We start from the raw sequence: 23,439 nt of genomic DNA, 5'->3' as shown, positions 1-23,439 counted from the left end.
CTGGCCGGGCTAGAGGTCGAAGAGCAGCAGCTCGCTGCCTTCGGCCTCGGCGACCAGCGCCAGCGTTTCGTGGTGGGTGAAGCGCAGGCCGTCGCCGCTGCGCAGTTGCAGGCCCGGCGCGACCGCGACCGCGCCGGCCACCACGTGCAGGTAGCCGAGCCGGTGCGCCTCGAGGCTGAAGCCCAATGCGCCGCCGAGCGCCGGCCGGCCGACGAACAGGAACGCCCGCTGCCGCACGGTCGCCGAGCCGTCGCGCCCGTCGGGCGACGCGATCAGCCGCCAGCCGTCGCGCGCGCCCGCGGCGTCGATGCGCACCAGCTCGCAGCCGGGCGCGAGCCCGCGGGTCTGCGGGTAGAGCCAGATCTGCAGGTGCCGCTCGGGCGCGACGGCCGAGGCGTTCATCTCGGCGTGTTCGATGCCGCTGCCGGCCGTCATGCGGTGCAGTTCGCCCGGGCCGAAGACATAGTCGTTGCCCAGGCTGTCGGTGTGATGGATGCGGCCTTCGATCGGATAGGTCAGCGACTCGATGTCGCGATGCCCGTGCCATGCGAAGCCCTTGCCGGCGGCGACCTGGTCCTCGTTGAGCGCTCGCAGCGAGCCCCAGTGCGTGTGGTTCGGATCCTGGTAGTCGCCGAAGCTGAAGCTGAAGCGCGCCTGCAGCCAGTCGTTCTCCATCGCGCCGCGCTGATGGGCACGGCGGACATTGCGCTCGCTCAAGCTTCGGGTCTGCGGACGTGGTGTCGGTTGCACGGCGTCTATACAATTCTCAGTGTGCTAACAAACGGGGAGCCCAGGTGCCGTCGAAGAAGCGTCAGTCCGGTCAGGAGCCCGCGCTCGAAGACCTCGAAACCCCCATGACCACGGTCGATCCCGCCAAGGAACTGCTCTTTGCGCGGCCGGGCTTCCTGGTGCGCCGGCTGCACCAGATCCACGTCGCGATGTTCTTCGAGGAGTGCAAGTCGCAGAACGTGACGCCGGTGCAGTACGCGATCCTCACGGCGGTCTCGGTGCTGCCCGACCTCGACCAGACCTCGCTCGGCCAGGAGGTCGGGCTCGACCGCACGACCACCGCCGACGTCGTCAAGCGGCTCGAGGACCGCGGCCTCGTCGAGCGGCGGCCGAATCCCTCCGACAAGCGCACGCGCCACGTGCGCCTGACCGCCGAAGGGCAGACGGTGGTGGACGCGCTGCGCGGCGACATGGCCCGCGCCCAGGAGCGCCTGCTGGCGCCCTTGCGTCCGGCCGAGCGCACGATGCTGATGGACCTCATGAAGATCCTGGTCGAGGCCAACAACCAGTACAGCCGCACGGTGCTTCGCGCCATCTGAGGGCATGCGAGCCGGGCCGTTCACAGCGGGTAGACCAGGTCGTTGGCGATGATCGTGGTGTCGTAGATGGCCTGGCGCTCCTTGAGCAGCAGGCGGCCTTCGATGCGCACGAAGCGGTCGTAGTAGGTGCCGGCCATGTGCACCGTGCTCGGGCCCTCGACCAGGGTCTGCAGCAGCAGGAAGTTGGCCTGCGCCTCGACCTCGCCGTCGACCGATTCGCGGCTGACGCGGGTGTTGGTCACCAGGTGCAGGTTGTAGCGCGGCGCGAACATCTGCGTCTTGGCGATCGCCACCGCGCGGTCGTGCATCATGCCGCGGCCCTGGGCATACACCAGGCCGACCGGCATGCCGAGCTCGGCGTTCTCGCGCGCGGTCACGCGGTAGATGCCGTCGGCGGCGAAGAACCCGGGCCAGGCCTCGACCTGGCCGGCGTCGAGCACGGCGCAGTAGTCGGCGTTGAAGTCTTCGATCTCGTGGCGCAGCGCGGCGGCGCGTGCGGGGGCGATGTCGCGCGGGCGAAAGAGGCTTTGGGTGGTGGCTTTCATGGCGTTCAGAACCCCATCACTTCGCGGTAGTAGCCGTACATGGCGCGGATCGCGGCTTCGGAGATCAGCGAACTCGAGGTGCCGACGTTGCCGGCATCGAGCTTGAGCACGTTGGTGTCGGTGCTGGAGCGGCGCACGCCTTCCTGCACGAACTTCATCGCCTCGTTGTCCTCGAGGCCGAGGAAGCCGGCCGGGCCCATCAGGTTGCCCTGGCGCAGGCGGTGCTGGGTCATCTCCTCGGTGTCGTCCTCGTAGCCGAACATGGTCCACAGCATCAGCATGCTGTTGGGGCCGTTGGGCACGATCTGGCGCACGCCCAGCGTGTTCATCTCGCGCTGCACGATCAGGTTGGGCCAGATGGTCTGCATGGTCACCGACCAGGGCGAGTCGAACTCCTTGACGAAGTCGAGGAAGCGCTCGTCCTGCAGGCGCATGCCCTCGTGGTAGGAGCGCATCTCCTTCTTGTTCTCGTCGCTGACCGCGGCGTACTTGTCTTCTTTCTTGGCCGAGGCCATGGTGCCGTGGCGGCCGTGCACCGGGTCGGCGATCATCGCGGCGTCGTTGCCCGCCACCAGCAGCCCGAAGACGACCAGGAAGGAATGCAGCAGGGTCGCGTGGTAGGGGTCCTTGAGGTTCTCGTGGTACATCTTCCAGTTGCAGGGCAACTCGTTCTTGTAGTAGCCGTGCACCTTCAGGCGCTTGCCGTTGAAGACCACGTCGAAGTCCTTCAGGATCTCCGGCGTCATGTAGTCCTCGAGCGATTCCATGTCCGCCGCATACGAGGCGAAGACGACGCCGTTGCGGGTCGCGACGTGCAGCTTGCGCAGTCCGTGGTCCTCGTTGCGGAAGTCCTTCGGCATGCCGCCTTCGCGGTTCACGCCGCGCTTGAAGGGCACGCCCTGCAGGTTGCCCTTGAGGTCGTAGGACCACTGGTGGTACGGGCACACGAACTCGGTCGCGTTGCCCTGGCTGTGGCGGCAGAACTCGGCGCCTCGGTGGGCGCAGCGGTTCTCGAACACGTTGATCGAACCGTCGGCGGCGCGCGACACCACGACCGGCGTCGCGCCCACGTAGGAGCGCTTGAAATCGCCGGTGTTCGGCACCTCGGCCTCGAGGGCGACGAAGTTCCAGGAGCGGCCGCGGAAGATCTTGTCCATCTCCTGGTCGTACACGGCTTCGCTGGTGTAGACCCAGTCGGGGATGAAATGCGCCGCGTCCTCGGGCCACTTGCAGGCGGCGAGTTCGGCGTCCTTGGCCTTCGGGGTGCGGTTGATGACCGCGTGGGTGCTGTGCATGGCGGGGGTCCAGTCAGGAAAGTGAAGGGCTGGCCGCGGCGGACAGTGCGTTGCGCACCAGTTGCCGCGGGGGGATCGAGACGTCGCGCAATTGCGCGGGGTCGCAGGGGATGCGCTGCCCGACCAGCGCGCGCAGGGGCCGCAGGTCGCCGCCGGCGTTGACCGCGATCGCGTACCCGAGGCAGTGATCGGCATCGAGGCCGAGCAGCATGAATCTCGGTGTGCCGTCGATCGCGGCCTCGCCGCGCAGGTGGTAGGTGGTGGCCGCGCCGGGCAGCCCGAGCATCTGGATGTTGCAGCCGAACTGGTCGCTCCAGAACCAGGGCGTGGCGGCGGCCTCGGTCGGCACGCCGAGCATCGCGGCGGCGGCGATGCGCGCCTGCTCGTTGGCGCTCTGCCAGGATTCGAGCCGCAGTTCCTCGCCGGCCAGCGGCTGGACCTGGCTGGCGCAGTCGCCGGCGGCGTAGATGTCCGGCGCACTGGTGCGGCACTGCGCATCGATGCGGATGCCGCCGTTGTGCGGATGCAGGGCCAGGCCGCAGTCGCGGGCCAGCGCGACCTCGGGCGTCTGGCCGATCGCCACCACCAGCAGCGGGGCATGGAGGGTGCTGCCGTCGTCGAGCGCCAGCGCGACGCCGTCGGCCTTCGGTTCGATCGAGGTGCAGCTGCGCCCGAGCCGGAGCGCGACGCCCGCGGCCGCCGCACGCCCGGCGAGCCAGGCCGAGAACTCGGGCGGCACCGCGCGCGACAACAGCCGCGGCGCGGCCTCGATGACGCTCACCGCGAGCCCCGCCGCGCGCGCCGTGGCCGCCACTTCGAGTCCGAGGAAGCCGCCGCCGAGCACGCACAGCGACCGCAGGCCGGCCATCGCGGCGCGCAGCGCCTGGGCGTCGGCCAGCGTGCGCACATGGTGGACATGCGGCGTGCCGGGCGGCAGCGAGGGCAGGGTGCGGGCCCGCCCGCCGGTCGCGATCAGGCAGCGGCCGAAGGCCAGCTCGCTGCCGTCGCCGAAGCGCGCCAGTCGGCGGGCGGCATCGATCGCCACGACGCCGGCGCCGAGCCGAAGCTCGATCGCCTGCGCATCATGGAAGCCCGCGGGGTGGATGCCGATGCGCCCGTCCATGCCGGCATCGGCCAGGACCGCCTTGGTGAGCGGCGGCCGCTCGTAGGGCAGCGATGCCTCGTCGCCGGCGAGCACGATGCGCCCGGCGTGGCCCAGGCTCCGCAGGGCGGCGGCGGCGGTCGCGCCGGCCTGGCCCGCACCGACGATCAGGAAGGGCGCGGCGGCGGTCATGGCGGCGCGCTCAGGCATCGACCAGGACATCGACCAGGACATCGCCGTCCTCGACCCGCACCGGATAGACCCGGATCGCCCGGGTCGCGGGTGCGCACAGGGCTTCGCCTGTGCGCAGGTCGAAGCGCGCCTGGTGCAGCGGGCATTCGACGCAGCCGTCTTCGACGTAGCCATCGGACAGCAGCGCGTACTGGTGGGTGCAGACGTTGTCCGTCACGTGGAATTCGCCGGCACTGCGGAACAGCGCGAGCTGGGTGTCTCCAAGCGCGATCGGCATGACTTCGTCGTCTTGCAACTGGTTCGCGGCAGCGATTCGGGTCCAGGCCATGGTGGGCGTCCTTTGAAACGTACACTGAGTTGATATCGTCAGTGTACTGAACAAAATAAGAGGGGCGCAAGCGGTTTTGAGTTTCGTGTCGGGCGACCAGGGTTTGCACTTATTCAGTGCAATCGCCTGTGAACATGCACCGAAACCAGCCCTGGAAGACCAGATCCTGGTGCACGGGAAAACACGAAGAAAATGTCGTTGACACGAAATAATCAAGTCAGCATACTGACAATTATTCGCCCCACACCCCAGGAGTCATTCATGCAAAGACGTCGCTTTTTCGAGAAGACCGGAGCCCTGGCGGGCCTCGCCACGCTGGCAGTCCCCGCCCTCGCCCAGACCGCCCCGACCGTCAAGTGGCGCATGTCCACCAGCTGGCCCAAGAGCCTGGACACCATCTATGGCTCGGCCGACCGCTTGTGCAAGCGGGTCGCCGAACTCACCGAGGGCCGCTTCGAGATCCGCCCGTTCGCGGGCGGCGAGATCGTTCCGCCGGCGCAGAACATGGAGGCGGTGAGCAACGGCACCATCGAGTGCAACCACGTGCTCGCGTCGGCCTTCATCGGCAAGGACACCGCGATCGCCTTCGACACCGGCCTGGCCTTCGGCCTCAACGCCCGCCAGCACAACGCCTGGATGCAGTTCGGCGGCGGCATGGCGCTGGTCCGCGCGATGTACAAGAAGTACGGCATCGTCAACCACGTCAGCGGCAACGTCGGCGTGCAGATGGGCGGCTTCTACCGCAAGGAGATCAAGTCGGTGGCCGACCTGCAGGGGCTCAAGATGCGCATCGGCGGCATCGGCGGCATGGTGCTCGAGAAGCTGGGCACGGTGCCGCAGCAGATCCCGGCGTCGGACATCTACTCGGCGCTCGAGAAGGGCACCATCGATGCCGCCGAATGGATCGGTCCCTACGACGACGAGAAGCTCGGCCTGCAGCGCGTGGCGCAGCACTACTACGCCCCGGGCTGGTGGGAGGGCAGCGCCTCGATCACCTCGATGGTCAACGAAAAGGCCTGGGCCGCGCTGCCTGCGTCATACAAGGCGGCCTTCGAGTGCGCCTGCTCGGAAGAGACCCTGAAGATGCTGGCCGACTACGACGCCCGCAATCCCGAGGCGCTCAAGAAGCTGATCGGGCAGGGCGCCAAGCTGTCGTACTTCCCGCGCGACGTCATGGTCGCCGCCTTCAAGGCCTCGGATGAGCTGTGGGGCGAGCTGTCGGCGAAGAACCCCGAGTTCAAGGCGATCTATCCCAAGTGGCAGCAGTTCCGCCAGAACCAGGCGAGCTGGTTCCGCGTGGCCGAGAACGCGCTCGACAACTTCACCTTCGCCGAGCTGGCGAAGAACAAGGCCTGAGCGAGGCCGAGGGGACCATCGTCATGAACTCGCTGCTGCGCGCTTCGCGCCTGATCGACGCCCTCAACACGGCCGTCGGCAAGGCCTCGTATTGGCTCATCCTGATCGCGGTGCTGGTCAGCAGCGGCAACGCGGTGGTCCGCAAGGCTTTCAACATGAGCTCCAACTCGCTGCTGGAGATCCAGTGGTACCTGTTCGCGGCGGTGTTCCTGCTCTGCGCCGGCTACACGCTGCTGAACAAGGAGCACGTGCGGGTGGACCTGATCCATTCGCGGCTCTCGCGGCGCCAGCAGCTGTGGGTCGAGATCTTCGGCACCTTGTTCTTCCTGGCGCCGGTGACCTTGCTGATCCTGGTGCTCTCGTGGGCGCCGTTCGTCGACGCTTACACCAGCGGCGAGGTCTCCTCCAACGCCGGCGGCCTGATCCGCTGGCCCGTGAAGCTGCTGATCCCGGTCGGTTTCGGGCTGCTGCTGCTGCAGGGCGCCTCCGAGCTGATCAAGGACGTGGCCGAGCTGCGCGGCCTCGACCGCAGCGCCCCGACGGCCGCCTGAGACGGCCGCGCCCCCCGACCCCTCCGAAGTCCACGATGATTGAATTCCTGACCACCTACATGGCGCCGATCATGTTCGCGTGCCTGGTGCTGCTGCTGCTGATCGGCTACCCGGTGGCCTTCGCCGTCGGCGCCAACGGCCTGATCTTCGGCCTCGTCGGCATCGCGCTCGGACTGATCGAGCCCTCGCTGTTCCAGGCCCTGCCCGAGCGCGTCTTCGGCATCATGTTCAACGAGACGCTGCTGGCGATCCCGTTCTTCACCCTCATGGGGCTGATCCTCGAGCGCAGCGGCATGGCCGAGGACTTGCTCGAAACGATCGGGCAGCTGTTCGGGCCGGTGCGCGGCGGCCTGGCCTACGCGGTGATCTTCGTCGGCGGCCTGCTCGCGGCCACCACCGGAGTGGTGGCCGCCTCGGTGATCTCGATGGGCCTGATCTCGCTGCCGATCATGCTGCGCTACGGCTACGACAAGCGGCTGGCCAGCGGCGTGATCGCGGCCTCGGGCACCCTGGCGCAGATCATCCCGCCGTCGCTGGTGCTGATCGTGCTCGCCGACCAGATGGGCAAGTCGGTCGGCGACATGTATGCCGGCGCGCTGGTGCCGGGGCTGGTGCTCACCGGCCTGTACGCGGTCTACGTCTTCGTCTATTCGATGTTCAAGCCGGAGGCGGCGCCCGCCTTGCCGCCCGAGGCGCGCACGCTGCGCGGCGGCGCATTGGCGCTCCGGGTGCTGACGACGCTGGTGCCGCCGCTGGTGCTGATCTTCCTGGTGCTCGGCACCATCTTCCTGGGCATCGCGACGCCGACCGAGGGCGGCGCCATGGGGGCCGCCGGGGCGCTGCTGCTGGCGCTCGCGCGGCGCAAGCTTTCGCTGCCGCTGCTGCGCCAGGCCATGGACAAGACCGCCAAGCTGACCTGCTTCGCGATCTTCATCCTGGTCGGCGCGACCGTCTTCGGCCTGGTGTTCCGCGGCGTCGACGGCGACCTGTGGGTCGAGCACCTGCTGCTGCACCTGCCGGGCGGACAGATCGGCTTCCTGATCGTGGTCAACCTGATGGTGTTCCTGCTGGCCTTCTTCCTCGACTTCTTCGAGCTGGCCTTCATCATCGTGCCGCTGCTGGCGCCGGTCGCCGACAAGATGGGCATCGACCTGATCTGGCTCGGCGTGCTGCTGGCGGTCAACATGCAGACCTCCTTCATGCATCCGCCGTTCGGCTTCGCGCTGTTCTACCTGCGCTCGGTGGCGCCCAAGGAGGTGCCGACCAGCGACATCTACCGCGGCGCGATCCCGTTCGTGCTGATCCAGCTGGCCATGGTCGGCCTGGTCATCGCCTTCCCGGGCATGGTCACCGGCAATGTCCACAAGGCGGCGAAAATCGACCTCGACACGATCAAGATCGAGATGCCGCACACGGGCGATGGCAGCAGCTCGGCCTATCCGGGCGACGATGCCCCTTCGCCCTTCGACAGCAGGAAACCCTGAGCATGCAGACCCCGCACTCCCACCCTCCGGCCGACCCGAACGCGCAAGGCGTCGGCGCCCGCGTGCTGCGCAAGGAAGACGCGCGCCACCTGCACGGCAAGGGCAATTTCGTGGCCGACATGAGCCTGCCCGAGCTCTGCGAGGTCGCCTTCCTGCGCAGCCCGCTGGCGCACGCCCGGATCGTCTCGGCCCGGCGGCCCGCAACGGGCAGCGAGCGCGTCGTGCTGCGCGAGGACATGGCCGATGCGCTCGACATCGTGGCCGACTCCACCTTGCCGACCTACCAGTCCTCGGCCCAGCCGCCGCTGGCGGCGGGCAAGGTCCGCTTCGTCGGCGAGCCGGTGGCCATGGTCTTCGCCCGCACCCGCGCCGAGGCCGAAGACCTGGCGGAGCAGGTCGAGCTCGAATACGACGAGCTGCCCGTGTACGCCGACGCCGAGACCTCGCGCGCCGCCACCGGCGAGCGCATCCACGCGCAATGGCGCGACAACACCTTCGTCACGCTGCACGCCGACAAGGACTTCGAGGCCCACGCCGCCCAGGCTTCGCTGGTGGTGCGGCGCGAGGTTTCGCTGGCGCGCCAGTGCATGGTGCCGATGGAAGGCAAGGCCGTGCTCGCCTACTGGGACCACCAGGCCGACCAGCTGGTGGTGGTCAGTGCGACCCAGGTGCCGCACATGATCCGCACCGTGTTGGCCCAGTGTCTCGGGCTCGACCAGGGCCGCGTGCGCGTGATCTCGCCCGACGTCGGCGGCGCCTTCGGCTACAAGTGCGTGCTGCAGCAGGAAGAGCTCTGCGTGGCATGGCTGGCCAAGACCCATCGCAAGCCCTTCCGCTACATCGAGGACCGGCGCGAGCACCTCATCGCTGGCGCCAACACGCGCGAGCACAGCTACCAGATGACCGCCTACGCGGACGCCCGCGGCCGGCTGCTGGCGCTTGACGCCCGGATCACGATCGACGGCGGCGCCTACTCGGTCTGGCCGTTCACGATCGGGCTGGAACCGGGCCAGGCCGTCGGCAACCTGCCCGGCCCCTACGCCTTCCGCGGCTACCGCTGCGTGACCGAATGCGTGGCCACCAACAAGCCGGGCTTCGTGCCCTACCGCGGCGTGGCGCGCACCGGCGTCTGCTTCGCGATGGAACTCACGCTCGACGCCATCGCGCGCGCGGTGGGCCGCGAGCCCTGGGAGGTCCGGCTCGAGAACCTGGTCCCCGCCTCGGCCATGCCCTATGTCAACGTCGCCAACAAGCATTTCGACAGCGGCGACTATCCGGCCAGCCTGGTCAAGGCACGCGACATGATCGGTGTCGAAGCCGTGCGCCGCCGCCAGGGCGAGGCACGGACCGACGGCCGGCTGGTCGGTGTCGGCTTCGCCACCTACACCGAGCAGTCGGCGCACGGCACGTCGGTGTTCGCGTCCTGGGGCACGCCGGTGATTCCGGGCTTCGATTCCGCCGCCGTCCGGATGACGCCCGACGGCGGGCTCGAGATCCGCGTCGGCGTGCATTCGCATGGCCAGGGCATGGAGACCACCTTCGCGCAGATCGCGCACGAGATCCTCGGCGTCGACATCGGCCTGATCAAGCTGGTGCACGGCGACACCGGGCAGACGCCGTTCTCCACCGGCACCTATGCGTCGCGCTCGCTGGTGATGTCCGGCGGTGCGGTGGCGCGGGCCTGCAAGGCGCTGGCGCCTCGCATCCTGCACATCGGCGCCCACCTCCTGGGCGCCACGCCAGACGCCGCCGTGCTTGCCGGCGGACGCATCGTCGTGGGCGACCGCAGCGTGCCGGTGGCCGAAGTGGCGCAGGCCTGGTACCTCCGGCCCGACCGCCTGCCGGCCGACGTCGATGCGGCCGGGCTCGAGGTCACGACCGGCTTCAAGCCCAAGGTCGACACCGGCGCCTTCACCTATGCGACCCATGCGGTCACGGTGGCGGTCGACCCCGAGACCGGCCATGTGGACATCCTCGACTACGTGATCGTCGAGGACTGCGGCACCATGATCAATCCGATGGTGGTCGAGGGCCAGACCTACGGCGGCGTGGCGCAGGGCATCGGCACCGCGCTCTACGAGGAGACGCCCTACGACCGCAACGGCCAGCCGCTCGCCTCCACCCTGGCCGACTACATGCTGCCGGGCGCGACCGAGGTGCCGGCCATGCGCATCCACCATTTCGAGACCCCGTCGCCGCACACCGAGTTCGGCGCCAAGGGCATGGGCGAGGGCGGGGCGATCGCGCCGCCGGCCGCCATCTTCAATGCGGTCAACGACGCCCTGCGGCCGCTGGGCGCCGAAGTCTCGCGCACGCCCCTGACCCCGCGCCGCCTGCTCGAGGCCATCGAGGCGGCGCAGGTGGTCGACAACCGGAAAGCCGCATGAGGAGCCCCCGATGAAAGCCGCGAGCTTCGACTACCAACGCCCCGCCACCCTGAAGGACGCCTTGCGGGCGCTGGCCGATGGCGGCGGCGCCGCCAAGGTGATGGGCGGCGGCCAATCGCTCGGCCCGATGCTGAACCTGCGCCTGACCCGGCCCAAGCAGGTGGTCGACGTCTCGGCGCTGGCCGAGCTGCGACAGGTCGCGGCCGAGGGCGACCAGCTGCGCATCGGTGCCGCCGTCACGCATGCCGAGATCGAGGACGGCGTCCACCCCTTGCTGCGCGACGGCCTGCTGCAGTCGGTGGCGGGCGGTATCGCCTACCGGGCGATCCGCAACCGCGGCACGCTCGGGGGCAGCCTGGCGCATGCCGACCCGGCGGCCGACTGGGTGCTGACGATGGCCGCCCTGGGCGCACAGATCGAGATCGCCTCCGCCACCGGCATGCGCCGGGTGCCGATGGAGCGCTTCATGCAAGGCGCCTACACCACCGACCTGGCCGACGGCGAACTGCTGGCGGCAGTGCTCGTTCCCAGGCTCGGTCCCGCGGCCCGCTGGGGGTATTTCAAGTTCTGCCGCAAGACCGGCGAGTTCGCCGAGGCCAGCTGCGCAGCGGTGTTCGATCCGTCGCGCAAGCTCGCGCGCATCGTGCTCGGGGCGCTCGATGGCGCACCGCAGGCCTTGCCGGCACTCGCCGCGCAGGTGGCACGCGACGCCGCGATGCCGTCGCGCGACACGCTTCGATCGGCGGTCGCCGCGGCGCTGCCGGCCAAGGACGCGGTCGATCGCAAACTGATGGTCGCGGCGGTCGAGCGCTGCCTGCACCAGATCTTCGTTCCGGAACTTTCCACATGACCACCATCGCCCTCGAACTCAACGGGCACGCGCTCCGACGCGACGTGCCCGCGCGCATGCACCTGGCCGATTTCGTGCGCGAGGAAGGCCGCCAGACCGGCACCCACCTCGGCTGCGAGCATGGCGTCTGCGGCGCCTGCACGGTGCTCGTCGACGACCGGCCGGTGCGCTCGTGCATCGCCTTCGCGGTGGCCTGCGACGGCCGGAAGGTGACGACCGTCGAAGGCTACGACCATGACCCGGTGATGGCGCTGCTGCGCCCCGCGTTCTCGCGCCACCATGCGCTGCAATGCGGCTTCTGCACGCCCGGCATGCTGGCCACGTCGCGCGACATCGTGCTGCGCTTCCCCGACGCCGACGAGGCCCGGGTCCGGCTCGAACTCTCCGGCAACCTGTGCCGCTGCACCGGCTATGTCGGCATCGTGGCGGCGATCCGCGACGTGCTGGCCCAATGCCGCGCCGGCGCCCACCCCGGGATCGACGCCCTGCGCGCTGCGATGCCGGTTCACGCCTGCAGCGCATCGGTGCCCGCAGCGACGCCGGGCTTCACGGCCTTCGAGGCGGCCGACACCGGCGTGGCGGCGGTGGCCGCCGTGCCGCGCGGCGAGGCGCCTGCGGCAGAGGGCGCCGCGCCGGCCAACGGCACCCGCATCCAGGGCCAGTTCACGGTGCCGTTCCCGGCCGCCGACGTCTGGCGCTTCATGGCCGACCTGCCGGCGGTGGCCGCCTGCCTGCCAGGCGCCGAACTGACCGAGCACAATGGCGATCGCGTCAAGGGACGGGTGGCGATCAAGTTCGGACCGATGTCGGCCAGCTTCAACGGCGCTGCCCGGCTCGACCGCGACGACAGCACCCGCAGCGCGGTGCTGAAGGGCGCCGGCCAGGATTCGCTGAGCCAGTCGCGCGCCAACGGCGACGTGGCCTACCGGCTGACGGAGGTCTCGCCGGCCTTGACCCGGGTCGACGTCGACCTGCTCTATTCGCTGCAAGGCCCGCTGGCGCAGTTCTCGCGCTCCGGCCTGGTCAAGGACTTCGTCGGCCGCCTGATCCAGGAGTTCGGCAAGAACGTGGCCTTGCGCATGGACCCCGCGCGCGCCGCCGGCGCGCCCCTGCCGCCGGCGCGCCTCAATGCCTTCAGCATGGGCGTCGGCGTGCTGTGGTCGCGCATCCGCCGCTGGTTCGGCCGCGGCGACCAGGTCGGATAGCCGCCGCTTCCGTTCCCCATTCCCCGCACCGCGGCGCGTCTCGCAGGACTCGCGCCGATGGCGCAGCTTTGTCTGTCGATTGGTCCCTTTGCTCCTGGAGAAACGATGATGAATGGCTTGCTTGCTGGAACTCTTCGCGCAGCGCTCGCGTGCTGCATCGGCCTCGGTGCCATGGCGGGCGCCCATGCCCAGGCGCTCGAGAAGCTCAAGGTCCGCCTCGACTGGACGCCCTGGGGCGTGCACGCCGCGCTGCACCTGGCGCAGCAGAAGGGCTGGTTCAACGCCGCCGGGCTCGACGTCAGCCTGGAGGACGGCAACGGCTCCGTCACCACGGTGCAGCTGGTCGGCGGCGGCGACCAGTTCGATGTCGGCCATGCGGCGCTGGCGTCGATGATGATCGCGCGCGACAAGGGCGTGCCGGTGAAGGCGGTCGCGGTCTTCGCGCGGCTCAGCGACGTCGGCCTGCTGGTGCCCAAGGACGGTGGCATCCACGGGCCGAAGGACCTCAAGGGCAAGAAGGTCGCCTACACCGCGGGCTCGCTCGAAGCGCCGTTCATCGATGCCTTCCTGGCCGCCGGCGGCCTGAAGCGCAGCGACCTCGAACTGATCGGTGTCGATGCCGCGGGCAAGGCGGCCACCTATGCCGCCGGCCGCACCGACGCCGCCTTCTCGACCATCCCGTTCTTCCTGCCCGTGGTGTCGCTGACCCGGCCGTCGGACGCCATCCGCTTTGCCGACTACAACCTCAACATGCCGAGCTTCGGCCTGTTCGCGACCGAAGGCAAGCTCGCGTCGCGCGGCCCCGCCATCGGCAAGTTCGCGAGCGTGGTGGCTGCCTCCTGGACCTACGTGCTGAACGGGCATGAAGACGAGGCGGTCGATGCCATCGTGGCCCAGCGGCCCCAGGCCAAGCTCGACAAGAAGGTGGTGCGGGCGCAGATCGATGCCCTGCGGCCCTTCTTCCAGTCGCCGGCCGCGGCCGGACAGCCGACCGGCGTGCCGGTGGCCGCCGACTGGACCACTGCCGTCAAGACGCTGACCGATGCCGGGCTGATCAAGTCGATCAAGGACGGCAACGACTTCTTCGTGCCGGGGCTGGTGCGGCCGGTGGTGCTGAAGACGGCTGGCGCGCCATGAACGCGGCGGCCATCCATGCCGACCGGGTGCGCAAGGTCTATCCCGGCGAGCGGGCGCTGACTGCGCTGGACGGCATCTCGCTCGATATCCGGCCGGGCGAGTTCGTGAGCATCCTGGGCCCCAGCGGCTGCGGCAAGAGCACCTTCCTGCGCTGCGTCGCCGGGCTCGAAGCGGTGACCGAGGGGACGCTCAGCGTCGACGGCCGCGTGGTGGCCGGGCCGCCCGACCACCTGGGCATGGTGTTCCAGCGCGACGCGCTGCTCGAATGGCGCACCATCGAGCGCAACATCCTGCTGCCGATCGAGTTCGCCGGCAAGCCGACCCAGGCCTACCGCGCCGCGATGGCGCAGTTGCTGAGGCTCACCGGCCTGTCCGACTTCGGCGACCGCTATCCGCGCGAACTCTCGGGCGGCATGCGGCAGCGGGCGGCGATCTGCCGTGCGCTGATCGACCAGCCGGGCCTGTTGCTGATGGACGAGCCCTTCGGTGCCCTCGACGCCCTGACGCGCGACCAGATGAACGTCGAGCTGCAGCGGATCTGGCTCGAGACCCGCAACACCGTGATGTTCGTGACGCACGGGATCTCGGAAGCGGTATTTCTGGCCGACAGGGTGGTGGTCTTCTCGCCGCGGCCCGGGCGCATCGCCGACATCATCGAGGTCGACCTGCCGCGTCCGCGCCGGCTGGCGGTGCGCGAGACGGCGCAGTTCGGCGCCTACACCGGGCGCATCCGCGACCTGTTCCACGAGATGGGGCTCATCAACGAAGAGCCCGCCCAGGCCATCGAGGAGGCCGCCTGATGAACCCATGGATCGCCAAGGCCAGGCAATGGCTGCTCGGCGCGATGTCGATCGTCGCCTTTCTCGTGGTCTGGGAAGTGCTGGTGCGGGTGCTGCACGTGCGGCCGGTGACGCTGCCGCCACCGACGGCCATCCTGGGCGAGCTCGCCGGCGAATGGCACTGGTATCTCGACCACACGCTCTACACCCTGCTCACCACGCTCGGTGGCTTCGCGCTGTCGGTGGTCGTCGGCGTCGCGCTGGCGATGCTGCTGGTGGGGTCGCGCTGGTTCGAGCACGCGGTCTATCCGCTGATCGTGGCGCTGAACAGCGTGCCCAAGGTGGCGATCGCGCCGCTGTTCGTGATCTGGCTCGGCACCGGCTCCGAACCCAAGATCGCGATCGCCTTCCTGATCGCGGTCTTCGCGGTGATCGTCGACGCGGTGCACGGGCTGCGCTCGGTGCCGCAGGACGTGCTCGATCTGGGCACCGTGCTGAAGGGCTCGACCATCGACTTCTTCTTCAAGGTCCGGCTGCCCTGCGCGCTGCCGTCGATCCTGACCGGCATGAAGGTGGCGATCTCGCTGTCGCTGGTGGGCGCCATCGTGGGCGAGTTCGTCGCCTCGCAGCGCGGCCTCGGCTACGTGATCCTGAGCGCGCAGGGAACCTTCGACACGGCGCGGGTGTTCGCGGCGGTGTTCATGCTGGCGCTGCTCGGCATCGTGCTCTATGGCGCACTGGCCTGGGCCGAGCGGCGGGCGACGCCGTGGCGCCGGGTCGAGGGCTAGCGTCGCCTGGCATCACTCCGGCGCAATGCTCAGGTCTTTCGTGAGCTTGGCCCAGCGTGAATGCTCCGCGTCCAGCATGCCGCCCATCTGCGTCACCGTGCCGGCGCCGTCCGTCATCGGGCCGATGGCCAGCAGGCGCGCCGCCATGTCCTTGTCGCTCAGCACGACGTCGAGCTCGCGGTTGAAGCGCTGGACGACGGCGCTCGGCGTGCCGGCGGGGGCGACGATTCCGATCCAGCCGGCATAGTTGAAGCCGGGCAGCGTGTCGGCCACAGGGGGCACCTGGTCCCAGCCGGCGATGCGCTTGGCGGTGGTGACGGCCAGCGGGCGGAGCTTGCCGGCCGTGACCATCTGCGAGACCGACGGGACGTCGCTCACCAGCACTTCGATCTGGCCGCCGACCGTGTCGGTCACGCCGGCACTGACGGAGGCATAGGGCACCGAGTTCACCTCGATGCCCAGTTGGGCGGCCAGCAGCCGGGTGATCATGCCGCTGAAGGTTTTCGGCCCTTCGTTGGCGATGGCCAGCTTGCCGGGATTGGCCTTGGCGTATGCGACCAGGTCGCCCAGCGACTGGAACTTCGACCCCGCATTGACCGAGATGGTGAAAGGCACAGTGCCGACCATGCCGACCGGAACGAAGTCCTTTCGCGGGTCGTAGGGCAGGTTCTTGAACAGGTAGGAGTTCATGACCAGCGCCGCGGCGGTCGCGAAATAGAAGGTGTAGCCGTCGGCGGCCGAACGGGCCGCCGCCTGGGCGCCGATCGCGTTCTGACCGCCTGGACGGTTCTCCACCACGATCGGCTGGTTGAGCCGGCGCGAGAGCTGGTCGCCGATCATGCGTGCCATCGAGTCGGCGCCCGATCCGGCGGGCTGCGACAGGATCAGCTTGATGGGCTTGTCGGGCCATCCTTGGGCCCAGCTGGTCGGCATCCAGGTGGCGAGCAGCGCGGCGCCGGTGGTCAGGGTGAAGGTCCTGCGATTCATTGTCGATGTCTCCTGTTGATTGTTGGGTTCAGGCCTCGCAGGCCGCCGTGACGCCGAGGGCGATGGCCGCCTCTTCGAGCAGCGCCGTGGTGTCTTGCGCCGTGGCTGCGACGCCATAGACGTAGTTGTCGGGCCGCACCAGTGCCGCCACGCAGGCATGGCGCTGGAACCAGTCGGCGGCGACGCCTTCGGTTTCCGCCAGGGCCTGCAGCGAGACCCGCGCGAGCCCGCTCCATGCGCCGACTTCCGCGTCCGCTGCAGCGTCGGCGGAGAGCACCAGCCGCCAGCCGTGGCCGGCGACCTCGTCCATGCGGCTTCTTTTCCCGCCCTGCTGCAGCCAGGGCTGAGGAAACAGGCCGCCGCGTGCCGCGCTCTCGCGCCCGGACAGCAGGCCGTGTTCGAGCCGGGGCAGGATGTCCTGGCGCGGCGTGTCCCTGACCACCCCGGCGCAATCCGCCAGCAGCTGCGCATCGCGCGCCCGGGCCTTGGCCGGGTCGCGTTCGCAGATCACCGCGCCGACGCCCTTGATGCGGCTCGTCAGCTCGCGAACATGCGCCTTGCGCTCGGTGCCGTAGCTGTCCAGCAGGGCTTCGGCGGCCGTGCCGCGGACCTCGCCCTGCAGCACCGCCGCGAGCTTCCAGCTCAGGTTGGCCGCGTCGCGGATGCCCTGGCACATGCCCTGCCCGAGGAAGGGCGGCTGCATGTGCGCGGCATCGCCGGCCAGGAACACGCGGCCCTTGCGCCACTGGGCGGCCACCAGCGCGTGGAAGCGATAGCTGGCCTGGCGCCACAGCGTTCCGTCCGCGGGCGTGAGCCAGCGCGAGAGCAGCTTCCAGGTCTCGGCGTCGGTCGCGACCGCGCCGGGATCTTCGCCCGGCTTCAGCGAGATCTCCCAGCGGCGATGGTTCTTCGGCCCGATCACCAGGGTGCACGGACGCTCCGGCTCGCAGTACTGCACGCTCACCGGCGGCAGCTTGGCGAGGCCCTGGTCGTTGACCAGCACGTCGACCACCAGCCAGGGCTCGTCGAAGTCGAGGTCCTCCAGCGGCATGTCGAGTTGCGTGCGCACCGTGCTTGAGCCGCCGTCGCAGGCGATCGCATACCGGGCGCGCACCGCCTTGCGTTCGCCGTTCGCGGTGTCGATGGCGAGCGACACGCCGTTCGCGTCCTGCTCGATGCCTTGCAGCGTCGCGCCGAGCTCCACCGTCACGTTGGGCAGCTCGGCGACCCGAGCGCGCAGCACGCGCTCGACCGCCGGCTGCGTGAAGACCATCGAGGGCGTGTAGCCCTGCGGGTAGGGCGGCGCGACCATGGTCATGCGGCGGATCAGCTGGCCATCGACGCCGAAGTATTCGGAGTTGGTGAAGGGCTCGCAATAGGGCTGCACCGCTTCCGCCACGCCGAGCTGCTGGAACACCCGCATGATCTCGTGGTCGAGGGCGATCGCGCGCGGGATCTGGTAGACGTCCTGCAGCCGCTCGCAGACATGGACCCGCAGGCCCTTCTGCCCCAGCAGCCCGGCTGCGACCTGGCCCGCCGGACCGTAGCCGACGATCGCGACGTCGTAGACAAGTTCGCTCATCGCGCTTCGTTCACGATCGGGTTCGACAGCACGCCGACGCGCTCGATCTCGACCTCGTAGCGGTCGCCGGCCTTCATCCACACCGGTGGCGTGCGCGCCTGGCCGACGCCGGCCGGCGTGCCCATGACGATCACGTCGCCGGGCTCCAGGGTCAGCACGTCGGCCAGCAGGGCAATGGTCTCGGCGACGCTGAAGATCATGTCGCTGGTGTTCGCGTCTTGCATCACCTCGCCGTTGAGGCGGCCCTGGATCTTGAGGCCGACCGCGCCGGGCGGCAGCGCGTCGGCGCTCACCAGCACCGGCCCGAAACCGCCGGTGCCGTCGAAGTTCTTGCCGATGGTCCATTGCGGTGTGCGCTTCTGGTAGTCGCGCACGCTCATGTCGTTGAAGCAGCTGTAGCCGAAGACGTATTGCAGCGCGTCGGCCTCCTGGGTGTGGCGCGGCACGCGGCGGCCAATCACCACCGCCAGCTCGGCCTCGTAGTCGAACTTCGAGGACACCGAGGGCACGACGCCGGCCTCGCCGTGGGCGATCAGCGAGGAGGCGCCGCGGAAGAAGAACCAGGGGTAGTCGGGCTTCTCGCGCCCGCCTTCCTTGGCATGGTCGTAGTAGTTGAGGCCGAGGCAGATGATCTTGCCCGGCTCGGGCACCAGCGGTGCGAGGGCCGCGGCGGCGAGCGGCTGGCGGGCGCCATGGGCCAGCGCCTGCCGTGCCGCCTCGTTCAGGTCGACGCCGGCCTGGAGTGCGCGGCGAAGATCGTCGGGCACCTGCGGCTGGGCATCGTTCAGGTCGATCAGCTGGTCGTTGTCGACCACAGCCAGGCGAGGCGCGCCGTCGCGCAGGTAGGTGGTGAAGTTCATGGCTTTCTCTTTCAGGGGAATCAGGAGGGAACGAACAGGACGCGCCGCTGCGCCTCCTTCAGGGTGGGGCCGGGCGGTGGCGAGATGCCCCACTGGTCGACGCGGCCGGGCGGCCACTTCCAGTCCTCGGGGCCGCGAGGCCGGTAGCGCTCGTCGACCTGCTCGACCTCGGCCGTGTATTCGATGACGACGCCGAAGGGATCGATGAAGTAGTTGAAGAGGTTGTTGCCGGGACCATGGCGCCCCGGCCCCCACTGGATCGGGAAGCCTGCATCCTTCATCCGGCCGCCGCCGCGCATCACGGCATCGCCGTCGGGCATCAGGAAGGCGATGTGGTTGAGCGCGTCGTTGTCCGAGACGCCGACGGCAAGCGTGTGGTGGTCGCTGTTGCAGTTCATGAAGGCAATCGCCACGGTGCGGTCGGCCAAGGTGAAGCCGAGCACCTTCGACAGGAAAGCCTGCGTCTCGTCGACGGCGTGGCTGTTGAGCACGACGTGGGTCAGCCGCAGCGGCCGGTCGCGCGTCGACGCCGACGGCTCGCGGCGGGCATCGCCGTGCACCACCTGGAAGATGCGGCCGTGCGGGTCGCGGAAGCTGAAGCCGGTGCCGCCCGTTTCTTCGTCCAGCGGCTGGACCGGGCTGAGGATCCGTCCGCCGCTCGGCTCGACCTGCGCGGCCACGGCAGCCAGCGCCTCGGCGCTGCGCGCGCGCAGCGTGACATGGCGGATCCGCGGCAGGCCGCCGCCCTGGTGCAGCGCGAGCAGGAAGGCATCGCTGCCGCTGCCCCGCAGACAGAGCGCGCCGTTGCCGCGTGCAGCGACCTCCAGCCGCCAGGTCTCGGTGTAGAAGCTTTCGGCCTGCGCCAGGTCGGGCACTTCGAGTGCCACGCTGCGCAGCCCCTCGATCCAGGGTGAACTCATGCGATGCCTTTCGAAAGGCCGAGGAAGCGCTCGGCGTTGCGGTGGACCAGCGCGGCCGCGGTGTCGGCATCGAAGCCTGCGGCCTCGACCCGCTCCACCGGCGTGCGGTCGTGGAAGTTGAAGGGGTAGTCGGTGCCCAGCATCAGCTGGCTGCCGCCGAAGCTGCCGACCAGGTGGCGCAGGGTCGGGGTGTCGAACACCAACGTGTCGTAGAAGAAGCGGCGCGCCTGTTCCACCGGCGATTGCAGCAGGGTGTCCTGCAGGGCGGGGAACACGCCCGCGCCCTGCTGCAGGCGCGGCAGCAGCGAGGCCAGCGTGCCGCCGCCGTGGCTGAAGGCGATCCGCAGCTTCGGCCGCCGCACGAGCAGGTTGCTGGTGATGGCCGAAGCGGCGGCGAGGCCGACGTCGCCGGGGTAGGCCAGCACCTGCTGCAGCGCTGGCGGCCCCACCAGCCGGTCCATGCCCGCGGGCCGGATCGCATGCACGAACACCGCGGCGCCGAGCCGTTCGCAAGCCTCGAAGAAGGGGTCGAAGGCCGGCGCGCCGATCGCCACGCCATTGATGTTGCTGCCGATCTCGACGCCGGGGAAGCCGAGCACCTGGACCACATGCTCGAGTTCCCGGATGGCAAGGTCCATGTCCTGCAGCGGCACGGCGCCCAGGCCTGCGAGTGCGCCGCCGCTTTCGGCCACCATGCCGGCGATCTGCTCGTTCAGGAAGCGCAGCAGCTGCTGCGCGGGCTCGGCCTCCATCCAGTAGGAGAGCAGCTCCGGCATCGGCGAGACCACCTGCAGGGCCAGCCCCATGCCCGGCAGGTCCTGCAGCCGCTTGCCCGTGTCCCAGCATTTGTCGGAGACGGTGCGGTACACCTTGCCCGAGATCATGACGCTGCGGTGGCAGGGCTGGGCCGCGGCCATCGACGGCCAGTCGGACGGCAGGCGGCTGCCGACGTAGGCCGGGAAGTTCTCCGGCACCACGTGCGCGTGCGTGTCGATGCCGCAGGCGCAGCCGGATGGGTGTTTCAACGTGCTCAATGTGTGTCTCCGGCCGCGATCGTAGGAAGTCGACCAGCCCATGTACAGACGATTTGGACGATAGATAAAATCGGTTTCATGGATATTCGTTCGGTCGATCTCAACCTGCTGGTCCTGTTCGACACGATGGCGCGCCTGCGCAGCGTCAACAAGGCGGCGGAGGCCCTGGCGCTGAGCCAGTCGGCCACCAGCGGGGCGCTGGCGCGGCTGCGCGCGGTGTTCGACGACCAGCTGTTCGTGCGCACGGCCTCGCAGATGGAACCGACGCCGCGCGCGCTCGAACTGGCGCCGGTGGTGCATCGGGTGGTGCAGACGATCCAGTCCGAGATCCTCCAGCAATCAGCCTTCGATCCGGCGCGCGCGGAGCGCAGCTTCACGATCCTCACGCCCGACATCGGCGAGGTCGCCTTCCTGCCGGGCGTGCTCAGGCGGCTGCGCGAAGAGGCGCCGCATGTGCGGCTGCATGCGGTGTCGAGGCCGCGGGCGGCGGCGGCGGACGCGCTGGAGCAGGGCGAGGCCGAGCTCGCCGTCGGCTTTTTTCCGGACCTGCAGCGGGCCGGCTATTTCCAGCAGGCGCTTTTCATGAGCACCTACACCTGCATCGCCTGTTCCCGCCACACGGCAGCGGGGTCGCGCATGACGCTGAAGCAGTACCTGTCGGCGCGCCACATCGTCGTGCGGCCCGATGGCCGGGAACATCTGCTGGACCGCTTCCTCGACGACAAGGGCTGGCAGCGCCATGTCACGCTGGAGCTGTCGCATTTCATGAGCCTGGTGGTGCTGCTGCCAGGCAGCGACCTGATCGCCACGGTGCCGCAGGACATCGCCACCGTGGTCGGCCGGCATGTCGCGATCAAGGAGATCGCGCTGCCGTTCCGGCCGCCGCAGCTGCAACTGCAGCAGTACTGGCACCGGCGCATGCAGAACGATCCCGCCAACCGCTGGCTGCGGGGGCTGTTCTATGACGTCAATCGCCGGGAGGCCGGGGCGCAGATGCCGGGCTGAGGGCCGTCTGCTCCGCCGCGATCAGTTGCGCCAGCACGCGTCGGGCGCGCACCGGCCCGGCGTCGACGGACAGCATGACAGGGTTCAATTCGTCCAGCGCGAGGCCGCCCATGTTCTGGTGGACCGCCTCGATCATCGGCTTGTCCTGCGTGTCGAAGGCCTTGCGCAGGGAGGCCAGGCGCCCGCTGTCCATCTCGGGATCGCGGGCCCCCCAGTTGCGCCCCTGGGCCCAGAAATAGTGGGTCGCGGTGGCCGAGGCCGGCGTCATCAGATGGCAGCCCTGGCTTTCGTTCGCGCTCTGCGCGGGCTCGCCCTCGGGCAGCACGCCCACGCTCAGCTTCATCAGTGCGGGCGGGTCCCAGCGCACATCGAGCCAGCGCTCGACGAAGCGATCCCCGGCTTCGTACCAGCGCTGCAGGAAGGGCGGAAGAATCTCATGGCTGGTGCGGCGCTTCGAGAGCACGGTGTGGCCTTCCTGGACCACGCCCGACTGCGCGCGTCGGACCGCCTCGCTGCCGAGCAGTCCCGGATGCAGGAACTCGATGTGGCCGAGGTCCATGATGTTGTCGGTCATCAGTTCGTAGTGGCCTTCGGCCAGCGTGTAGCCCTTGACGTTCTGGAAGTCGGGATCGGTCAGGAACTCGAATTCGGGGATGGCCGACGGATCCGCCCGCTCGGCGTCGCCCATCCAGACCCAGATCAGGTGGTAGCGCTCCACCACCGGGAAGCTGCGCACCACTGCGCGCTTCGGGATCATGCCGTTGCCATGCGGGTTGTGCACGCAAGCGCCGCTGCAGTCGAAGCGCAGGCCGTGATAGGCGCACTCGATCCGGTCGTCGACCCGCTTGCCGAGGTGCAGCGGCGCGAACCGGTGCGGACAGCGGTCGTGCAGTGCATTCGGCCGACCGTCCGAGGTGCGGAAAAACACGACGGGAATGTCCAGCAGGCGGCGGGGAAGCATCTGGTCTGTGAGTTCGTCGGCCCATGCCGCCGCGTACCACGCGTTGAAGAGAAAGGCTCGGCCAGGCGATTCAAATGAATTGGGGGTGTTCATCGGAGCGATCCTAGGAATAGCATCAGAATCCATCAACTCAATGTCATGAATACGGGGAATCCATGCGATGGATTTAAGGTCGCTCGATCTCAACCTGCTGGTCGTCTTCGACGCCATGCTCAAGCACCGCAGCGTGACGCGGGCGTCGGAGGCCATCGGCCTGAGCCAGCCGGCCACCAGCGCCGCCGTGGCACGGCTGCGCGCGCTGTTCGACGATCAACTCTTCGTGAAGATCGGCGCCGAGATGAAGCCGACGCCGCGCGCGGCCGCGCTGGCGCCGAGCGTGCTTCGCGTGATGGACACCGTGCGCGACGAGATCCTCCAGGACAGCGCGTTCGATCCGGCGCTGGCCGCGAGAACCTTCACGGTCCTGACGCCGGACATCGGCGAGGTCGCCTTCATTCCGCCGATCCTCGATCGGCTTGCGCTGCAGGCGCCATCGGTGCGGATTCGATCACTTGCCCTGCCGCGCAACGCGGCCGCGGAGGCCCTCGAATCGGGCGCGGCCGAACTCGCGATCGGCTATTTTCCGGACCTCCAGAAAGGGAATTTCTTCCAGCAGATGCTATGTAGGACTACCCGAGTCATCCCCGTTTAGCTACAACGGGATTTCCAACCTCTAGACAAGGAGACGGAAATGACGACCCAGACAGTCCTACCCGGCAAGGAT

General features: G+C 69.1%; 23 protein-coding genes. 12 read left to right on the top strand and 11 right to left on the bottom strand.

The window, feature by feature from the left end; translation table 11 throughout:
• Positions 1-9: 9 nt before the first annotated feature.
• On the bottom strand, positions 10-717 hold the full coding sequence (locus QTI17_RS00115; protein WP_286530198.1) for a pirin family protein: 708 nt from the start codon (positions 715-717) through the stop codon (positions 10-12).
• A gap of 137 nt (positions 718-854) precedes the next feature.
• Between QTI17_RS00115 and QTI17_RS00110 the strand changes: the two genes are divergently transcribed.
• Positions 855-1,328 carry a MarR family winged helix-turn-helix transcriptional regulator gene (locus QTI17_RS00110; protein WP_286519512.1) on the top strand — a complete coding sequence of 158 codons (474 nt, stop codon included), beginning with the start codon at positions 855-857 and terminating at the stop codon, positions 1,326-1,328.
• Between the two features lie 20 nt (positions 1,329-1,348).
• On the opposite strand, the gene QTI17_RS00105 is transcribed toward QTI17_RS00110, so the two are convergent.
• The 4 genes from QTI17_RS00105 to QTI17_RS00090 are packed head-to-tail and all read right to left on the bottom strand — an operon-like array spanning position 1,349 to position 4,790.
• Positions 1,349-1,873: an aromatic-ring-hydroxylating dioxygenase subunit beta gene (locus QTI17_RS00105; protein WP_286530197.1), complete on the bottom strand. Its 525-nt coding sequence runs from the start codon at positions 1,871-1,873 to the stop codon at positions 1,349-1,351.
• Positions 1,874-1,878: 5 nt separating this feature from the next.
• Positions 1,879-3,168 carry an aromatic ring-hydroxylating dioxygenase subunit alpha gene (locus tag QTI17_RS00100; RefSeq protein WP_286519510.1) on the bottom strand — a complete coding sequence of 430 codons (1,290 nt, stop codon included), beginning with the start codon at positions 3,166-3,168 and terminating at the stop codon, positions 1,879-1,881.
• 13 nt (positions 3,169-3,181) lie between these two features.
• Positions 3,182-4,462, bottom strand: a complete 1,281-nt coding sequence (locus tag QTI17_RS00095) for an NAD(P)/FAD-dependent oxidoreductase (protein ID WP_286530195.1) — start codon at positions 4,460-4,462, stop codon at positions 3,182-3,184.
• Between the two features lie 10 nt (positions 4,463-4,472).
• Entirely contained in the window at positions 4,473-4,790 is a 318-nt protein-coding gene (locus QTI17_RS00090) for a non-heme iron oxygenase ferredoxin subunit (protein WP_286530193.1), read from the bottom strand.
• Positions 4,791-5,051: 261 nt separating this feature from the next.
• Between QTI17_RS00090 and QTI17_RS00085 the strand changes: the two genes are divergently transcribed.
• The 9 genes from QTI17_RS00085 to QTI17_RS00045 all read left to right on the top strand — a co-directional run bounded on the left by QTI17_RS00085 (position 5,052) and on the right by QTI17_RS00045 (position 15,327).
• Complete coding sequence (locus QTI17_RS00085; RefSeq protein WP_286530191.1) at positions 5,052-6,146, top strand: TRAP transporter substrate-binding protein; 1,095 nt, start codon at positions 5,052-5,054, stop codon at positions 6,144-6,146.
• 23 nt (positions 6,147-6,169) lie between these two features.
• Positions 6,170-6,697, top strand: coding sequence for a TRAP transporter small permease subunit (locus tag QTI17_RS00080; protein ID WP_286530189.1), 528 nt, complete (start codon positions 6,170-6,172; stop codon positions 6,695-6,697).
• 35 nt (positions 6,698-6,732) lie between these two features.
• Positions 6,733-8,181 carry a TRAP transporter large permease gene (locus tag QTI17_RS00075; protein WP_286530187.1) on the top strand — a complete coding sequence of 483 codons (1,449 nt, stop codon included), beginning with the start codon at positions 6,733-6,735 and terminating at the stop codon, positions 8,179-8,181.
• 2 nt (positions 8,182-8,183) lie between these two features.
• On the top strand, positions 8,184-10,568 hold the full coding sequence (locus QTI17_RS00070) for a xanthine dehydrogenase family protein molybdopterin-binding subunit (RefSeq protein WP_286530186.1): 2,385 nt from the start codon (positions 8,184-8,186) through the stop codon (positions 10,566-10,568).
• Between the two features lie 10 nt (positions 10,569-10,578).
• Entirely contained in the window at positions 10,579-11,418 is an 840-nt protein-coding gene (locus tag QTI17_RS00065) for an FAD binding domain-containing protein (protein WP_286530185.1), read from the top strand.
• Positions 11,415-12,623: a xanthine dehydrogenase family Fe-S subunit gene (locus QTI17_RS00060; RefSeq protein WP_286530183.1), complete on the top strand. Its 1,209-nt coding sequence runs from the start codon at positions 11,415-11,417 to the stop codon at positions 12,621-12,623. Before QTI17_RS00065 ends, QTI17_RS00060 begins: the two co-directional genes overlap by 4 nt.
• 171 nt (positions 12,624-12,794) lie before the next feature.
• The gene (locus tag QTI17_RS00055) at positions 12,795-13,760 is read left to right on the top strand and encodes an ABC transporter substrate-binding protein (RefSeq protein ID WP_286531300.1); all 966 of its coding nucleotides are present in this window, start codon (positions 12,795-12,797) and stop codon (positions 13,758-13,760) included.
• Positions 13,757-14,560 carry an ABC transporter ATP-binding protein gene (locus QTI17_RS00050; RefSeq protein ID WP_286530181.1) on the top strand — a complete coding sequence of 268 codons (804 nt, stop codon included), beginning with the start codon at positions 13,757-13,759 and terminating at the stop codon, positions 14,558-14,560. The genes QTI17_RS00055 and QTI17_RS00050 overlap by 4 nt, the downstream gene beginning before the upstream one ends.
• A complete protein-coding gene (locus QTI17_RS00045) occupies positions 14,560-15,327 on the top strand; it encodes an ABC transporter permease (protein WP_286530179.1) in 768 nt (255 codons plus the stop codon). Before QTI17_RS00050 ends, QTI17_RS00045 begins: the two co-directional genes overlap by 1 nt.
• A gap of 12 nt (positions 15,328-15,339) precedes the next feature.
• On the opposite strand, the gene QTI17_RS00040 is transcribed toward QTI17_RS00045, so the two are convergent.
• The 5 genes from QTI17_RS00040 to QTI17_RS00020 are packed head-to-tail and all read right to left on the bottom strand — an operon-like array spanning position 15,340 to position 20,710.
• On the bottom strand, positions 15,340-16,314 hold the full coding sequence (locus tag QTI17_RS00040) for a Bug family tripartite tricarboxylate transporter substrate binding protein (RefSeq protein ID WP_286530177.1): 975 nt from the start codon (positions 16,312-16,314) through the stop codon (positions 15,340-15,342).
• Positions 16,315-16,342: 28 nt separating this feature from the next.
• Entirely contained in the window at positions 16,343-17,896 is a 1,554-nt protein-coding gene (locus tag QTI17_RS00035) for a bifunctional 3-(3-hydroxy-phenyl)propionate/3-hydroxycinnamic acid hydroxylase (protein WP_286530175.1), read from the bottom strand.
• Positions 17,893-18,756 (bottom strand): fumarylacetoacetate hydrolase family protein, encoded by an 864-nt coding sequence (locus QTI17_RS00030; RefSeq protein ID WP_286530173.1) that lies wholly within the window; start codon positions 18,754-18,756, stop codon positions 17,893-17,895. Before QTI17_RS00030 ends, QTI17_RS00035 begins: the two co-directional genes overlap by 4 nt.
• A 20-nt stretch (positions 18,757-18,776) precedes the next feature.
• Complete coding sequence (locus QTI17_RS00025) at positions 18,777-19,676, bottom strand: VOC family protein (protein WP_286530171.1); 900 nt, start codon at positions 19,674-19,676, stop codon at positions 18,777-18,779.
• The gene (locus QTI17_RS00020) at positions 19,673-20,710 is read right to left on the bottom strand and encodes an amidohydrolase family protein (protein WP_353506672.1); all 1,038 of its coding nucleotides are present in this window, start codon (positions 20,708-20,710) and stop codon (positions 19,673-19,675) included. The genes QTI17_RS00025 and QTI17_RS00020 overlap by 4 nt, the downstream gene beginning before the upstream one ends.
• 78 nt (positions 20,711-20,788) lie before the next feature.
• On the opposite strand from QTI17_RS00020, the gene QTI17_RS00015 reads away from it, so the two are divergent.
• Positions 20,789-21,715 carry a LysR family transcriptional regulator gene (locus tag QTI17_RS00015; protein WP_286530169.1) on the top strand — a complete coding sequence of 309 codons (927 nt, stop codon included), beginning with the start codon at positions 20,789-20,791 and terminating at the stop codon, positions 21,713-21,715.
• Here the strand turns inward: QTI17_RS00015 and QTI17_RS00010 are convergent.
• Entirely contained in the window at positions 21,678-22,769 is a 1,092-nt protein-coding gene (locus tag QTI17_RS00010; protein WP_286530167.1) for a Rieske 2Fe-2S domain-containing protein, read from the bottom strand. The genes QTI17_RS00015 and QTI17_RS00010 overlap by 38 nt on opposite strands.
• A 67-nt stretch (positions 22,770-22,836) precedes the next feature.
• On the opposite strand from QTI17_RS00010, the gene QTI17_RS00005 reads away from it, so the two are divergent.
• A complete protein-coding gene (locus QTI17_RS00005) occupies positions 22,837-23,367 on the top strand; it encodes a LysR family transcriptional regulator (RefSeq protein ID WP_286530165.1) in 531 nt (176 codons plus the stop codon).
• The last annotated feature ends 72 nt before the right edge of the window (positions 23,368-23,439 follow it).

The organism is Variovorax sp. J31P179 (assembly GCF_030316985.1).
Classification (GTDB): Bacteria; Pseudomonadota; Gammaproteobacteria; order Burkholderiales; family Burkholderiaceae_C; genus Variovorax; species Variovorax ginsengisoli_B.
Note: the sequence above shows the minus strand (reverse complement) of the source record. Positions and strands in the feature narration are given on the sequence as shown.

Excerpts from the sequence above, each read along its gene's own strand:
- QTI17_RS00110 (WP_286519512.1), top strand. The coding sequence starts at position 855 with ATGACCACGGTCGATCCCGCCAAGGAACTGCTCTTTGCGCGGCCGGGC.
- QTI17_RS00080 (WP_286530189.1), top strand. The coding sequence starts at position 6,170 with ATGAACTCGCTGCTGCGCGCTTCGCGCCTGATCGACGCCCTCAACACG.
- QTI17_RS00060 (WP_286530183.1), top strand. The coding sequence starts at position 11,415 with ATGACCACCATCGCCCTCGAACTCAACGGGCACGCGCTCCGACGCGAC.
- QTI17_RS00095 (WP_286530195.1), bottom strand. The coding sequence starts at position 4,462 with ATGACCGCCGCCGCGCCCTTCCTGATCGTCGGTGCGGGCCAGGCCGGC.
- QTI17_RS00040 (WP_286530177.1), bottom strand. The coding sequence starts at position 16,314 with ATGAATCGCAGGACCTTCACCCTGACCACCGGCGCCGCGCTGCTCGCC.
- QTI17_RS00035 (WP_286530175.1), bottom strand. The coding sequence starts at position 17,896 with ATGAGCGAACTTGTCTACGACGTCGCGATCGTCGGCTACGGTCCGGCG.
- QTI17_RS00105 (WP_286530197.1), bottom strand. The coding sequence starts at position 1,873 with ATGAAAGCCACCACCCAAAGCCTCTTTCGCCCGCGCGACATCGCCCCC.
- QTI17_RS00075 (WP_286530187.1), top strand. The coding sequence starts at position 6,733 with ATGATTGAATTCCTGACCACCTACATGGCGCCGATCATGTTCGCGTGC.
- QTI17_RS00065 (WP_286530185.1), top strand. The coding sequence starts at position 10,579 with ATGAAAGCCGCGAGCTTCGACTACCAACGCCCCGCCACCCTGAAGGAC.
- QTI17_RS00005 (WP_286530165.1), top strand. The coding sequence starts at position 22,837 with ATGGATTTAAGGTCGCTCGATCTCAACCTGCTGGTCGTCTTCGACGCC.
- QTI17_RS00085 (WP_286530191.1), top strand. The coding sequence starts at position 5,052 with ATGCAAAGACGTCGCTTTTTCGAGAAGACCGGAGCCCTGGCGGGCCTC.
- QTI17_RS00070 (WP_286530186.1), top strand. The coding sequence starts at position 8,184 with ATGCAGACCCCGCACTCCCACCCTCCGGCCGACCCGAACGCGCAAGGC.
- QTI17_RS00015 (WP_286530169.1), top strand. The coding sequence starts at position 20,789 with ATGGATATTCGTTCGGTCGATCTCAACCTGCTGGTCCTGTTCGACACG.
- QTI17_RS00100 (WP_286519510.1), bottom strand. The coding sequence starts at position 3,168 with ATGCACAGCACCCACGCGGTCATCAACCGCACCCCGAAGGCCAAGGAC.
- QTI17_RS00090 (WP_286530193.1), bottom strand. The coding sequence starts at position 4,790 with ATGGCCTGGACCCGAATCGCTGCCGCGAACCAGTTGCAAGACGACGAA.
- QTI17_RS00050 (WP_286530181.1), top strand. The coding sequence starts at position 13,757 with ATGAACGCGGCGGCCATCCATGCCGACCGGGTGCGCAAGGTCTATCCC.
- QTI17_RS00025 (WP_286530171.1), bottom strand. The coding sequence starts at position 19,676 with ATGAGTTCACCCTGGATCGAGGGGCTGCGCAGCGTGGCACTCGAAGTG.
- QTI17_RS00010 (WP_286530167.1), bottom strand. The coding sequence starts at position 22,769 with ATGAACACCCCCAATTCATTTGAATCGCCTGGCCGAGCCTTTCTCTTC.
- QTI17_RS00045 (WP_286530179.1), top strand. The coding sequence starts at position 14,560 with ATGAACCCATGGATCGCCAAGGCCAGGCAATGGCTGCTCGGCGCGATG.
- QTI17_RS00030 (WP_286530173.1), bottom strand. The coding sequence starts at position 18,756 with ATGAACTTCACCACCTACCTGCGCGACGGCGCGCCTCGCCTGGCTGTG.
- QTI17_RS00055 (WP_286531300.1), top strand. The coding sequence starts at position 12,795 with ATGGCGGGCGCCCATGCCCAGGCGCTCGAGAAGCTCAAGGTCCGCCTC.